The organism is Arthrobacter sp. Z4-13 (assembly GCF_054792705.1).
This window is the reverse complement of the sequence record NZ_CP096459.1, coordinates 3,914,341-3,926,301: the sequence shown is the minus strand read 5'-3', so window position 1 is coordinate 3,926,301 and position 11,961 is coordinate 3,914,341. Positions and strand designations below refer to the sequence as shown.

15 protein-coding genes are annotated in these 11,961 nt (G+C 65.9%); 6 read left to right on the top strand and 9 right to left on the bottom strand.

Features of this window, described 5'->3' with window-relative positions; genetic code table 11:
• Positions 1 to 249 precede the first annotated feature (249 nt).
• Positions 250 to 684, bottom strand: coding sequence for a DoxX family protein (locus M1E07_RS20005; RefSeq protein ID WP_461188343.1), 435 nt, complete (start codon positions 682 to 684; stop codon positions 250 to 252).
• A 108-nt stretch (positions 685 to 792) separates the two neighbouring features.
• On the opposite strand from M1E07_RS20005, the gene M1E07_RS20000 reads away from it, so the two are divergent.
• From M1E07_RS20000 to M1E07_RS19990, 3 genes are all read left to right on the top strand, one after another.
• On the top strand, positions 793 to 2,145 hold the full coding sequence (locus tag M1E07_RS20000) for an MATE family efflux transporter (protein WP_461188342.1): 1,353 nt from the start codon (positions 793 to 795) through the stop codon (positions 2,143 to 2,145).
• A 25-nt stretch (positions 2,146 to 2,170) separates the two neighbouring features.
• Complete coding sequence (locus tag M1E07_RS19995; RefSeq protein ID WP_461188341.1) at positions 2,171 to 2,761, top strand: hypothetical protein; 591 nt, start codon at positions 2,171 to 2,173, stop codon at positions 2,759 to 2,761.
• A gap of 103 nt (positions 2,762 to 2,864) precedes the next feature.
• Positions 2,865 to 3,224 carry a hypothetical protein gene (locus M1E07_RS19990; RefSeq protein ID WP_461188340.1) on the top strand — a complete coding sequence of 120 codons (360 nt, stop codon included), beginning with the start codon at positions 2,865 to 2,867 and terminating at the stop codon, positions 3,222 to 3,224.
• A gap of 51 nt (positions 3,225 to 3,275) precedes the next feature.
• On the opposite strand, the gene M1E07_RS19985 is transcribed toward M1E07_RS19990, so the two are convergent.
• A complete protein-coding gene (locus M1E07_RS19985) occupies positions 3,276 to 3,848 on the bottom strand; it encodes a CGNR zinc finger domain-containing protein (RefSeq protein ID WP_461188339.1) in 573 nt (190 codons plus the stop codon).
• Between the two features lie 71 nt (positions 3,849 to 3,919).
• Between M1E07_RS19985 and M1E07_RS19980 the strand changes: the two genes are divergently transcribed.
• Complete coding sequence (locus M1E07_RS19980; protein WP_461188338.1) at positions 3,920 to 4,963, top strand: EamA family transporter; 1,044 nt, start codon at positions 3,920 to 3,922, stop codon at positions 4,961 to 4,963.
• A 154-nt stretch (positions 4,964 to 5,117) separates the two neighbouring features.
• Here M1E07_RS19980 and M1E07_RS19975 read toward each other — a convergent pair whose 3' ends face one another.
• Positions 5,118 to 5,381, bottom strand: coding sequence for a WXG100 family type VII secretion target (locus tag M1E07_RS19975; protein WP_256247244.1), 264 nt, complete (start codon positions 5,379 to 5,381; stop codon positions 5,118 to 5,120).
• 213 nt (positions 5,382 to 5,594) lie between these two features.
• Between M1E07_RS19975 and M1E07_RS19970 the strand changes: the two genes are divergently transcribed.
• Positions 5,595 to 5,867 carry a DUF2277 domain-containing protein gene (locus M1E07_RS19970; protein WP_461188337.1) on the top strand — a complete coding sequence of 91 codons (273 nt, stop codon included), beginning with the start codon at positions 5,595 to 5,597 and terminating at the stop codon, positions 5,865 to 5,867.
• A gap of 50 nt (positions 5,868 to 5,917) precedes the next feature.
• On the opposite strand, the gene M1E07_RS19965 is transcribed toward M1E07_RS19970, so the two are convergent.
• The 6 genes from M1E07_RS19965 to M1E07_RS19940 all read right to left on the bottom strand — a co-directional run bounded on the left by M1E07_RS19965 (position 5,918) and on the right by M1E07_RS19940 (position 11,428).
• Positions 5,918 to 8,374 (bottom strand): heavy metal translocating P-type ATPase, encoded by a 2,457-nt coding sequence (locus tag M1E07_RS19965; RefSeq protein WP_461188336.1) that lies wholly within the window; start codon positions 8,372 to 8,374, stop codon positions 5,918 to 5,920.
• Between the two features lie 26 nt (positions 8,375 to 8,400).
• Entirely contained in the window at positions 8,401 to 8,640 is a 240-nt protein-coding gene (locus M1E07_RS19960) for a heavy-metal-associated domain-containing protein (protein ID WP_461188335.1), read from the bottom strand.
• Positions 8,641 to 8,708: 68 nt separating this feature from the next.
• On the bottom strand, positions 8,709 to 9,056 hold the full coding sequence (locus M1E07_RS19955; RefSeq protein WP_461188334.1) for a metal-sensitive transcriptional regulator: 348 nt from the start codon (positions 9,054 to 9,056) through the stop codon (positions 8,709 to 8,711).
• A 284-nt stretch (positions 9,057 to 9,340) separates the two neighbouring features.
• Entirely contained in the window at positions 9,341 to 9,859 is a 519-nt protein-coding gene (locus tag M1E07_RS19950) for a universal stress protein (protein ID WP_461188333.1), read from the bottom strand.
• A 56-nt stretch (positions 9,860 to 9,915) separates the two neighbouring features.
• Positions 9,916 to 10,653, bottom strand: a complete 738-nt coding sequence (locus tag M1E07_RS19945; RefSeq protein ID WP_461188332.1) for a class F sortase — start codon at positions 10,651 to 10,653, stop codon at positions 9,916 to 9,918.
• Between the two features lie 100 nt (positions 10,654 to 10,753).
• A complete protein-coding gene (locus M1E07_RS19940) occupies positions 10,754 to 11,428 on the bottom strand; it encodes a hypothetical protein (protein ID WP_461188331.1) in 675 nt (224 codons plus the stop codon).
• A gap of 283 nt (positions 11,429 to 11,711) precedes the next feature.
• Between M1E07_RS19940 and M1E07_RS19935 the strand changes: the two genes are divergently transcribed.
• Positions 11,712 to 11,912: a hypothetical protein gene (locus M1E07_RS19935; protein WP_461188330.1), complete on the top strand. Its 201-nt coding sequence runs from the start codon at positions 11,712 to 11,714 to the stop codon at positions 11,910 to 11,912.
• The last annotated feature ends 49 nt before the right edge of the window (positions 11,913 to 11,961 follow it).

Sequence of the window (11,961 nt, the reverse complement as noted above, 5' to 3'; positions counted from 1 at the left end):
GGAGGGGTGATGCAGCTCTCACTGCAGCACTCAATTGTTTATCAGCTCGTGAAGGGCGCTGGCAAGCGTTTTCCCAACTTTCCCGTGAGCTTCTGGTACCGAATGTTCTGGTTTGTTCTCCGGCCTCCCCGAAAGGTGGCTGGTTCCGGCCCGCGGCCTTGGAAGGACTGCCTTAACGCACGACGGCGGATGCGCACCCAGGTGCCCATCCGCCATCGTGCGGTTCCCGGCTGAGGCCGGATGAGTTGGTTAGGCCAGCACGGCCAGCTTTGAGTTGTTGCGGCCAAAGAGGGCGCGGTCCACCGAGAGGCGGCCTGCGCCGGTGAGTGCCAGGGAGAAGGCTGCCGCCGCGAGGAGCAGCACCAGTTCGTAGCCGCCGTTCGCGGCGAACACGCCGGCGGAGGCGTGGACAAGGAACAGGGCGCCCAGCATATCGAGTGCCAGGAGTGCCGCGACCACGCGGGTGAGGATGCCGAGGATCAGGGCGATTCCGCCGGCCAGTTCCAGTACGGCCACGGCCGGTGCGGCAAGCTCAGCTGCCGGAACTCCCATCTTGGCGAACGAAGCCTGCGTGCCTGCGATGGTCCATTCGCTGAACTTCTGCCAGCCGTGGGCTGCAAAGAGGAAACCCAGGATGATTCGGAGGGCGGTAATGGCGGTGGTGGTAAGACGTGACTGGTTCATAGGACTTAAGTCTCCCCGCCAATAGTTGAAGAGTCAACTATTGGCGTCATAATGTGGTCTTTGTCATGCAGCCGCGGTCAGATCCAGGCGGCGCATTAGGCTGGCTGGGTGCCCCAATCACCTGCCCCGGCGCCGGCCGCGCCACCAAAGGGACATGCCCGCGAAATCCTCCGGCTGGCTGTCCCGGCTTTCGGTGCGCTCGTCGCCGAACCGCTGTTCCTGCTGGCTGATTCGGCCATTGTGGGACACCTTGGCGTCGCACAGCTGGCGGGGGTGGGACTGGCGTCGGCCGTGCTGCATACCGTCGTTGGCCTGATGGTCTTCCTGGCCTATTCCACTACCCCCGCCGTGGCACGTGCCATCGGTGACGGCCAGCTGGGCAAGGCCCTGGCGGCCGGGCGCGACGGCGTCTGGCTGGCACTGCTGCTCGGCACCGTTTTGGCCGTGGCCGGCTTCCTGGCCGCCGACCCGCTGATCGGCCTCCTGGGGGCGGAAGGCGAGGTGCGCGCTTTCGCCGTCGACTACCTTCGCTGGTCGATGCCGGGACTGGTGGCAATGCTGCTCATCTTTGCCGGCACCGGCCTCCTCCGCGGCCTGCAGGACACCCGGACGCCGCTGGTGGTGGCCACGGCCGGGTTTGGCCTGAACATCGTCCTGAACCTGTGGCTCGTCTACGGCCTGGGCTGGTCCGTTACCGGTTCCGCCGTGGGTACGAGCCTTGCCCAATGGGCCATGGCCGCCGTCTACCTGGTGATGGTGAAGCGGAATGCCCGGCGCAACGGCGTCAGCCTCCTGCCGAGCTGGCGCGGCATAAGGAGCATGACGCGGGTTGGGTCCTGGCTGATGCTGCGGACCCTCAGCCTGCGGGTGGCAATCCTGGCGACGGTGGTTGTGGTCACCGCACAGGGGCCGGTCAACCTCGCTGCCCATCAGCTGGCCATGACCATCTTTTCGTTCCTGGCCTTCGCCCTGGACGCCCTGGCCATAGCCGCGCAGGCACTGATCGGCAAGGAGCTCGGTGCCTCGAACCCCGCAAGGGCGCGGCTCCTGACCGGGACCATGACCCGCTGGGGACTCGGCTTTGGGACGGTTACCGGGGTGCTGCTGGCGATTGCCGCGCCCTGGGCGGGCTCCCTCTTCACGCCCGATCCCGATGTGCACTCGGCCCTGGCCGTCGCATTGTGGATCCTTGCCGCCGGCCAGCCCGTCGCCGGCTATGTCTTTGTGCTGGACGGGGTGTTGATCGGTGCCGGCGACGCCAAATACCTGGCGCTCGCAGGTGTGGTGAACCTCGCCGTGTACGCGCCGCTGCTGATCGCCGTAGCCCTGACAGGCGCAGGCGGCGCGGCGGGGCTGGCTTGGTTGTGGGCAGCCTTCGCCCTTGGTTACATGGCGGCGCGCGCCGTCACCCTGGGCGCCCGCGCCCGGTCCGACCGCTGGATGGTGCTGGGTTCGACCTAGGCCGGACCCCCACTAAACTGGACCGGTGACCAAACCGAAAACTCCCGCAGGCACTGCTTCCGGAACGGCCCCTATGGCTGAACTGTGGAAGCCGGTGCTGCTCCGTTCTGCGGTGGCCCTGGTGTTTGGAATTGTGACCATCTTCTGGGCGGCGCCGTCCGTGGAGGTGATGGGCTGGTCCGGCGGGCTCTACCTGCTGGCAACTGGACTCCTCCTGATGTGGGGCATTCCGGCGACGGGTTTCGCGCGTGACAGTACGGCGGGCAAGATGCTTTCCGCCGCCGGGTCCGTGCTTGCCGGTGCCGGGTTTGCGCTGATAGTGCTGCACGCGGACCTGCTGTTTGGTGTGATTGCCGCCCTCGGTTTGGGCGTAGCGGGGGCCCTCGAGCTGACCTGCGGGCTGAAATTCCGGGGCCGGCATGTGTTGGCCAGGGACTGGATCGCCTCGGGCATTATCGGCCTCGGTACTGCCGTCATCCTGCCCTTTTTCATCAGCCTCGGGGCTCATGCACTGCTGGGCGTTGCCGGTGGCGGGGCCATCATCTCCGGTGTGCTCTGGGCCATCGCCGGACTGACCATCCGGCACGATGCCCGCGGCGAAGCGGGAAACCCGTAAACTAGGAGGGTGCCCGGTTCTACTTCTCGTAGAAGAAAGCCGGCGCACCACCGAAAGACATTGAGCCAGGCCGGCCACTCGCCGCCTGCAGGGAGGAATCACCGTGGCAGACCAGCAACCAGGAAATCCGCGCAAGATGCGGACTTCGGTGAAGGGCCCGCTGATGTTCTCCGCATTTTGGGCCGTGATCGCCTTCGTCGCCGTCGTGATTTTCGCCTCCGGCGGCAGCGCGCGGGCCCCCCGTTTCGATCTGGCCTTCACCGCCGCCGGCATCGCGTTCATCGTCACCCTGGTGATAGCGGCCATGCTGTCCATGAGCCATAAGGAGAACGCCGAGTACTTAGGCAAGGGCTCCGGCGTCAATCTCAGCTCGGCGAAAAAGCCGTCCCATGGCCTTGGTGCGCCGGGCGCCCAGAACCCGGCAGCGACCGACGACAGCCCCGAGGGTTCTGCGGACCGCTGACCATCCGGGGGACCGTCCGCTGCGCCCTCGATGCCGCTGCGCCGCTAAGCCCTACGCGCCCTCGGTGCCGCTGCGCTCCCGGGTCCCTGCCGCCTGCCGCGCGCGATAGGCAGCCACATGCGCCCGGTTGGCGCAGTTGCCGGTATCGCAGTACCTCCTGGACCGGTTCCGGCTGAGGTCCAGCACGGCCGCGTCGCAATCGTCGGCCTCGCAGGTGCGCAGCCTGTCCATCTCCTTGCCCCTGATGACATCCGCCAGGGCCATCGCCGCCTCGGTGCTCATCCGGTCCGCCAATGGGGCCTCGGGAGTGGTGGCGTGCAGGTGCCAGTCCCACTCGTCGTGCTTAACCAGCTTGGGCAGGGCGTTCGCCCTCCGCAGCAGCCCGTTCACGATAGCCACGGCGGCGTCCTCATCGGCAGTCCACAGGGCCGTGAGCTGCTGCCGCAGTTCCCGGACGCTGGCCAGCTCCGCTGCGTCCCGGGTTCTGGAACCCCTAAATCCTTCCGCCGCAAGGAAGCCGTCCAGGTCTTGCTGCGAGGCCAGCTCCTCCCGTCCATTTGCTGCGGAATTGATGAGATTAACGACGGTGCGAAGCGCCACCTCGGTGTCAGGGGCAAAAGTCATCTTGACTCCTTACGAGCATGGGGCGTACTGTCATGACCATCACCCCACTTTACTCCTGACAGGAGGCGACGGTGCCTGCCGCCACCAACCACGTTGAAAGCATCCGGGCCGGTACGCCGCGCCGCGGATTCCTGGCCTCCGGACTCGGCATGGCGCTGTTTTCCTCCGCAGTCTTCGGACTTTCCGGCTCTTTTGCCAAGGCCTTGCTGGAAACCGGCTGGTCGCCCGGGGCAGCAGTCACCGTCCGGCTGACGGGCGCCGCTCTGATCCTCGCAGTCCCCGCCATCCCGGCGCTGCGCGGCCGCTGGCACCAGCTGCGGGACAACTGGCTGACCATCCTGCTGTTTGGCCTGATCGGCGTCGCGGCATGCCAGCTGTTCTACTTCAACGCCGTGGCCCGGCTGTCCGTTGGGGTTGCCCTGCTCCTGGAATACCTGGCGCCCGTCCTGATCGTGCTGTGGCTGTGGGCGGCCAGCCGGAAGCGCCCCCGCGCGCTGACGTTCGGCGGAACCCTGCTCTCACTCGGCGGCCTGGTGCTGGTCCTGGACCTTACCGGTGCCGTTAAGGTGGATCGGGTCGGCGTCATGTGGGGTTTCGCCGCGGCGGTCTGCCTGGCCATCTACTTCTTCATCACCGCAAAGGAGAACGACTCCCTGCCGCCCATAGTGCTGGCCTCGGGCGGCCTCTTGGTTGGTGCCGCCGTGATGTGGCTTGCCGCAGCGACCGGCTTTCTGCCTATGGCCTTCAGCGCTGCGGACACGAAGCTTGGGCCCTGGCTCACCCCTTGGTGGGTGTCGCTGGGCGGGCTGGTGATCCTGGCAACGGTCCTGGCTTATGTCTCGGGCATTATCGGCGCCCGCGCCCTGGGCTCCAAGGTGGCGTCCTTTGTGTCGCTGACCGAGGTCCTCTTCGCCGTGCTCTGGGCCTGGTTGCTGCTGGGGGAGCTGCCCGGTGCCATTCAGCTCCTGGGCGGTGTCCTCATTGTGGGCGGTGTCATCCTGGTCCGGCTCGATGAACTGCGGAGCCCCGCGGCCGGGCCCGCCGGAGAGGCCGTGGAGGCATCCAAGGCGGCGTCGCCGCTGGAGCACGCGAACGACGTCGAACCCGTCCCTTAGGGGCGGGGCGTTACCGCTGCGGGCGGTCACCTCTGCGGCGGCTAAAAGGAGGGCCCCAAGCCACGGCGGACGCGAAAGGCCCGGACACCTTGAGGGCGCCCGGGCCTTACCGGCAGTGCTTCGGCTCCCGCGGGAGTACCCGCAGCCGCAGTGGTTAGCGGGAAGCCTGGTCCTGCTCTTCGGCGTTGCGCCTGGCTTTATCGCCGGCTTCCTTAAGCGCTTCCGCCACCTTGGTGAGCATGGTGGTGTGGGTTCCGGACCACTCGTTGCGGAACTTATCCGCATCGGGGCCCTCCCAGTTGGTGCTGCTCAGAACCTTGGTGAGAGTGGACTTCTGCGTCTCTATTTCAGACGCACCCGCCTGAAGCTTGCTGCCCAGCTGACGAAGCTGCTGAACGTCTGCACCCCAAATAGCCATCAGTTTCTCCTCGTAAGAATCGTGGATCCGAATTAGGTCGGCATCCCCAGCGGCCCCCCGGCTCATCCGGAAGATCCATTGCCTAAAACCTACCCCGGCGCTTAAAACAGTGTCGATGGGCACCCCTGCCCATGCCGTGCTCCCCATGGACAGGTGCCCTGAAGCATTTGCGGAGGGGTCGATCCCAGGCGATCCAGAGCCTAGCATGGCTCTATGTGCCGGAATATCCGAACCCTTCACAACTTCGAACCCCACGCCACGTCCGAGGAAGTGCACGCCGCAGCGCTGCAGTACGTGCGTAAGGTCAGCGGGAGCACCAAACCGTCCAGGGCCAACCAGGAAGCCTTCGAGGAGGCGGTCCATGAGATCGCCCACATCACCCAGCACCTTCTGGATGCGCTGGTGACGCAGGCCCCGCCCAAGGACCGGGACGAAGAGGCGGCCAAGGCGCGGGCGCGGGCGGCCGTGCGGTACGGCGCCGCCTGAGCCGCGGGCTTCAGGCCCGGGCCGTGGGCATGGGCTGCGGGCCTGGCGCTTTAGCTCTTCTTGCCGAAGCTCCGGAGGCGCAGCGAGTTGGCCACCACCAGGACGGAACTGGCGGCCATCGCGGCGCCGGCAATCATTGGGTTGAGCAGGCCCAGGGCCGCCACCGGGATGCCCACGGCGTTGTAGAAGAACGCCCAGAACAGGTTGGTTTTGATGGTGGCCAGGGTCCGGCGTGACAGCTCGATGGCCTGGACCACCTGCGAAAGGTCGTTGCCCATCACGGTAAGGTCGGCCGCCTCGATGGCCACGTCAGTGCCGGATCCCATGGCGATCCCGAGGTCAGCCTGTGCCAGCGCTGCGGCATCATTGACGCCGTCTCCGGCCATGGCCACGGTAGCGCCACGGGACTGCAGTGTGCGCACCACCTCCACTTTGCCCTCCGGCAGGACCCCTGCGTAGACATCTGCGGGATCGATGCCGACGGCGGCAGCCACCTGGGCGGCAACAGCGGCGTTATCGCCGGTCAGGAGGATGGGCCGCAGGCCCAGGGATTTCATTCGTCCAACGGCGGCAGCGGAGCCGTTCTTGATGGTGTCCCGCAGGTTGATGATTCCGGCAGCAGTACCGTCCACGGCAACCCAGATGGCGGTGGCGCCGGCAGCTTCGGCGGCAGCGAGCAGCTCCAGGTGCCTGGGTGTCATGGCGATGCCGTTTTCCTTGAGCCAGCCGGTGCGCCCGGCGGTGACCAGTCTCCCCTCGACCGTTCCAGTGACTCCGCCGCCCGGAGCGGAACGGAAGGCCTGGACTGACGGCAACACCGCGCCGTCGGACGCTGTATGAGTGGCTGTCTCCGCTTCCTGAGCCCCTGCAGCTGCGGCAATGGCCCGGGCGATGGGGTGCTCGGACGCCGCTTCCACGGCTCCGGCCAGCCTCAACACCTCGCGCTCCTCGAACCCCTCAAATGCAAGGGTTGAGTCCACGGCCAGCAGTCCGGTGGTGACGGTGCCGGTTTTGTCCAGCAGGATGGTGTCCACGGTCCGGGTGTCCTCAAGGACCTGCGGGCCTTTGATGAGGATTCCCAGTTGGGCGCCCCGGCCGGTGCCCGTGAGCAGGCCGACTGGAGTGGCGAGGCCCAGCGCGCACGGGCAGGCGATCACAAGGACGGCGACGGCGGCGATGAAGGCCGAACGCAGCCCTCCGCCTTCCGCCCCGGCGAGGAGCAGCCAAAGCACAAAGGTCAGAGCGGCGATGGCCAGGACTACGGGAACGAACACGGCACTGATGCGGTCCGCGAGGCGGGCGATGGGAGCCTTTCCCGTCTGGGCCTGGGACACAAGCCGAGCCATCTGCGCCAGCGTGGTCTCGGAGCCGACACGGGTCGCCTTGACCAGCAGGCGGCCGGAGGTGTTGATGGTTGCACCGGTTACGTGGCTTTCCGGGCCCACTTCCACGGGTACTGATTCGCCGGTGACCAGTGAGGCGTCCACGGCCGACGTCCCCTCAACCACCAGGCCGTCGGTGGCGATCTTCTCACCCGGCCGGACCACCAGGACGTCGCCCACCTGGAGCCGCTCGGCAGGAATCCTGTGTTCGGTGCCCCCGACTAAAACGGTGGCATCCTTTGCGCCGAGGCTGAGAAGGGCGTGCAGGGCGTCCCCGGCCTTTTGCTTCGCATTGGCCTCCAGGTAGCGTCCCAGGAGCAGGAAGGTGGTGACGACGGCTGCAACCTCGAAGTAAAGGCCGCCCTGCTCCATTCCCTCCATGCCGGGGTGCTGTGTCATCAGGGGATCCGCAAGCAGTTGCCAGGCTGAGAACAGGTACGCTGCGGCAACGCCGATGGACACCAGAGTGTCCATCGTGGAGGCGAAGTGGCGGGCGTTGATGGCGGCCGCGCGGTGGAACGGCCAGGCTGCCCAGCTAACCACGGGCAGGGCCAGCGCGGCAGCCACCCAGCCCCAGTGCGGGAACTGGAACGCCGGAACCATCGAAAGAAGGAACACGGGCACCGTAAGAACCGCGGCCAGGACCAGGCGCGGGCGCAGCTGGGATGCGGCGCCTCCGTGGGACATGTGGTTTTCGGTGGCCACACCGTGGTCAGCTTTCGCGGTGGCGTGGTCGCGTGCCGCGGCGCCACGGGAGACTTGCCCGGCATGCTCGCTCGTGCCTCGCTTAGACGCATGCTGCCGCAAGTCTCCGCTGTCCCCTCTCGCGGGCAAGGCACCGAGGGTTTGACTCTCGGTGCCCGCCTCGGGGCTGCGGTAAAGCGGCTGGCGGACCTTTGCTTTGTACCCGGCGGCACTGACTGTAGTTAACAACTGCTCGTCCGTTACGGCGGCCGGGACTGTTACGTGGGCCGATTCCAGGGGTAGGTTTACCAGGGCTTGGACCCCGTCGAGCTTCCCGAGCTTCTTTTCTACCCGGTTGACGCAGGACGCGCAGGTCATGCCCTCGATGTCGAGTTCCACCACCCGGCTTCCGGGTTGGTGAAGGAGTTCCTGGTTGCTCATGCCGTTCCTCGAATCAGTGGTGGTGGTTACGCTTCGTTTGCGACGACCAGGTACCCGGCCTCTGCAACGGCCTCGCCGATCTCGGACGGTGACAGCTCGTTGCCGGAGGTGATGGTGACGGTTGAGATGCCCCCGGCGTTGAGTTCGACGTCCACTGCCTCCACGCCGGCGAGGGCCTCAAGTTCTTCACTGACGGCCGAGACGCAGTGCCCGCAGGTCATTCCGGAGACGCTGACGGTGGTTGTAGTGGGGGAAGTGGTACTCATGTGTTGCTCCTTGTTGTTGGCGCGGCGTTATTGGAAGGCGTTGGGGACGCGTCGACGGCGGGCAGCTGTTACCGGAGGAGCCGGCCGATGGCGTCGGCGGCTTCCTTGACTTTGGCGTCGATGGCGTCGGCGCGAGCTGCAGGGTCCGGTTCGGAGGCTGCACCCACCACGCAGTGGCCGATGTGCTCCTCCACCAGCCCCAGGCTGACGGCATGGAGCGCCTTGGTCACGGCGGAAACCTGCGTGAGGATGTCGATGCAGTACTTGTCCTCATCCACCATGCGGGCAATTCCCCGCACCTGGCCTTCGATGCGCTTGAGCCGGCGAAGGTAGGCATCCTTGTTCCCGGCGTACCCATGCCCTGCTGCCGGCTGGTCCGCAATGGTTTCCGTGACTGCTGCATCAGCTTCGCTCATACAGCTATCCTATACCCCTTGGGGGTATAAGCGCAAGTACCCCTAGGGGGTATTCATGCCTTGCGTGCAGGCGGGTTTTGGGCACAAAAAAGCTCCGGAGTGCGTTATTGGGGGATACGCACTCCGGAGCAGCTCTTGGGCAAAGCCTACTTCCACACTGCTGGAATCGGCCTGCTTGAATCAGCATACGGGCTGGTAGCCCGGTCCGCCAGCACCGCGAATAACTACTTTCGCTTTACTTTCTTTGCCGTGATTCTCAGGTGTATGGCAGGGCCTTTCGCAGGTCAGCGCCGGTCCTCGTGGGCGGCCATGCGGTAAGGGACGATGAGTACCGGCCTGCTTTGATGGTGCGTAAGCCACGCACCCACCGAGCCGCTGAGTGCTTCCGCAAGGCGATGCGAGAAGCCCCGCTCGGAGGTCCCCACGATGATCATCGGCGCGTTGGTTTCCGCTGCGAGTTGGGCGAGAGCACGGGCGGGATCCCCTGCCAGGGTTTGCAGAGTCCATTCCGAGGCCGCGGTTCCGGGCGGCACCTGGGCTATTGCGGCTTCTATCGCAGCCTTAAGTTCCGACGTCACGCCGCCAATGTTCTCCGCATCCGCGTTCGGGTGCAGGGAGAGTCTGTGGGCGGACCGCGCAGGGTCCCATTCCACCAAATAGCTGGCCTCATCAACGTAGGCACAGAGCAGGCGCGCCCCCAGCCGGGCAGCGAGGTTGGCGGCGGTTTGCAGGACCTCTGGATGCTGATGGGGGGCTACCCCTACCAGCAGGGGCGATGTACCGCGTATGTGTTCTGACGACATAGTTTATTCTCAGCCCGCCCGCACCCTCTTGAACAGCGGCGATCTGATATGGGGTGTCAGGACGTGGCAGGCGAAGCCGTAAGCACTACGTTTTTCCCCCAGGGATCCTCGGTGTAGCAGCTGATCAGGACCAGCCGGTTTGGCACAATCTCCCAAATGGGACTGTCTTTCAGGCCAGACTTCAGGTACGTCGTCACGCTGTCCACACGATAGGGAATGGTGCCCGCCAGTGTGTCCACCTCAAACACGTCACCCGCCCTGGCTGCTGAGCTCAGCCGATTGAAGGGCGCATCTGCGCCTTCCCAGCTGTGTCCGATGACGTAAGTGGTGTTGGCGGAGCCGTTTCCCGGCGCACCGAACAGGGTTAGCCAGTAGCCGTCCTTGGTGGCCGGAGGCACGATGGTTCGGCCTTCCTGCGCGGCGGCGTCCAGCTCCAGCGCGTGCACCGGCACATCGAACGCGGCGGACGGGTAGCGAATGCGCGCCGGAGCCGCTGCTGCCGGCAGGCCAGAGGCTTGCTGTGCAACGGAATCGGCGGGGGCTGGTGTTGCCCCTTCCGGTGTCCTTGTTGCGGCGATGGGCGCCGGTTCCATGGAGCTGCCGGCCGAGGGGGCCGATGTAGTTTCTGTACCGCTTCCATGGGCGGACCATTCCGCTTGTTGGACCATGGGAGTGCCGAAGCTGATGGAAAAAAAGGCCAGGATGCCGCACAGGAGAATGACCAGGTCGCCACGGTTCCAGCGCCTCCACCTGTGCGCTTTAGAGGCCGCGTGCCGGCTGCGTTCCTTGGGCATGCTGCTCCTCAGCAGTTGCATCGGGGAAGGAAGGCGCCCAGCCGGGCACTGGCGGGACGCCTTCCTTGTTAGGTAGCCACGGACTGCGGCTTAGCCTCCGTCACCCGGCCAGGGGCAGCGATCGGGACTTGCGGCGGAATGCCACGGCCGCTCCCGCTGTGAGCAGTGCGCCCAGGCCGGCCAACCAGGACGGTGCGCCGTCAGAGCCGCCGACAGCAGTCTGGGCGTTGTACCCCTGGTTCGTTCCCAGGCTTTCGTTGCCAGTGGCGCCGGCGGCAGGGGCCGCTGCTGCAGCCTGAGGCCCGTTCGCCTGCGGCTGGACGGCCGCCGGCTGTTCCGGCACGGCGACGGGCTGTTCCGGGACGACCACGGGCGTGGCGGCAGGCGGGACGTCAACGGGTGGGACGTCAACGGGCGGGACCACAACCGGCGGGACGTCAACGGGCGGGACGTCAACGGGTGGGACGTCAACGGGTGGGACGACAACCGGCGGAACGACGCACCCGTTGGCGTGGATGGCCCGCCCCACATCATCCCAGTTCTGTCCGTATTTCATGCCGTTGTTGGGCGGGATGATGTCTGCGCCGTGTTCGTCATGGCCGCTCATTGAGGGGACGGAAACACTGTTTGCGGTAAAGTGCCCGGACTTCGAGCCCTTACCAGCGTGGCAAATGATGACTTTGTCGTGGTCGCTGCCGCGGTCCGCCACGGCTGGAGCCGCGGCGGCAAGCGCCACCAGGCTCAGCACCCCCAACGTTGTTATGGCACGTTTCATGATGATTCTCCCCATTTCTCGAGGTGGGACGGACCATGATGGGGAGGACCAGCGAATGCGCCAATTGTCCCAGCAGCACGGTCAGCTTGCTTGAGTTTTCAGGCTAGGCGGGCTGTTGTGGCCGGTCGCGGGTAGGAGCTACTCGTCTTTGGCAAGCTTCCAAAGGACCGGTTACCTGCCGGTACCCGAATAATCGGACGCGCCACTTGGCGCCGCCCCAATACCTTGTAGCCCGTCCCGCCCGCGCATACCGTTGAATCAGTCGACGAAAGGGCGTGAGGGTATGGAAATTTTTATGTGGTGGCTGGACCTGGACCTTGCAAGCAAGGAATGGCTGCGGGAGAACCTCCGTGCGGGGGAGCTTCCGCTTCCGGTGCTGCAAGGCATCGCCCAGGCAGGTGGACCCCATCCGGATAACCCAACGGCAGTGCTGACGGCGGCGGACTGGGACTTCATCGAAACCCAGTCGGAGTTCGTGGACTAACAGCCGCCGGACGGCCTCGCCGGCCAAGAAACCGTTGCGGGCCGCCCGG

Bases quoted from the DNA above. Each gene is read 5' to 3' on its own strand.
- M1E07_RS20005 (WP_461188343.1), bottom strand. From the start codon at position 684: ATGAACCAGTCACGTCTTACCACCACCGCCATTACCGCCCTCCGAATC.
- M1E07_RS19985 (WP_461188339.1), bottom strand. From the start codon at position 3,848: ATGACTTTTGCCCCTGACACCGAGGTGGCGCTTCGCACCGTCGTTAAT.
- M1E07_RS19975 (WP_256247244.1), bottom strand. From the start codon at position 5,381: ATGGCTATTTGGGGTGCAGACGTTCAGCAGCTTCGTCAGCTGGGCAGC.
- M1E07_RS19970 (WP_461188337.1), top strand. From the start codon at position 5,595: ATGTGCCGGAATATCCGAACCCTTCACAACTTCGAACCCCACGCCACG.
- M1E07_RS19965 (WP_461188336.1), bottom strand. From the start codon at position 8,374: ATGAGCAACCAGGAACTCCTTCACCAACCCGGAAGCCGGGTGGTGGAA.
- M1E07_RS19960 (WP_461188335.1), bottom strand. From the start codon at position 8,640: ATGAGTACCACTTCCCCCACTACAACCACCGTCAGCGTCTCCGGAATG.
- M1E07_RS19955 (WP_461188334.1), bottom strand. From the start codon at position 9,056: ATGAGCGAAGCTGATGCAGCAGTCACGGAAACCATTGCGGACCAGCCG.
- M1E07_RS19950 (WP_461188333.1), bottom strand. From the start codon at position 9,859: ATGTCGTCAGAACACATACGCGGTACATCGCCCCTGCTGGTAGGGGTA.
- M1E07_RS19945 (WP_461188332.1), bottom strand. From the start codon at position 10,653: ATGCCCAAGGAACGCAGCCGGCACGCGGCCTCTAAAGCGCACAGGTGG.
- M1E07_RS19940 (WP_461188331.1), bottom strand. From the start codon at position 11,428: ATGAAACGTGCCATAACAACGTTGGGGGTGCTGAGCCTGGTGGCGCTT.
- M1E07_RS19935 (WP_461188330.1), top strand. From the start codon at position 11,712: ATGGAAATTTTTATGTGGTGGCTGGACCTGGACCTTGCAAGCAAGGAA.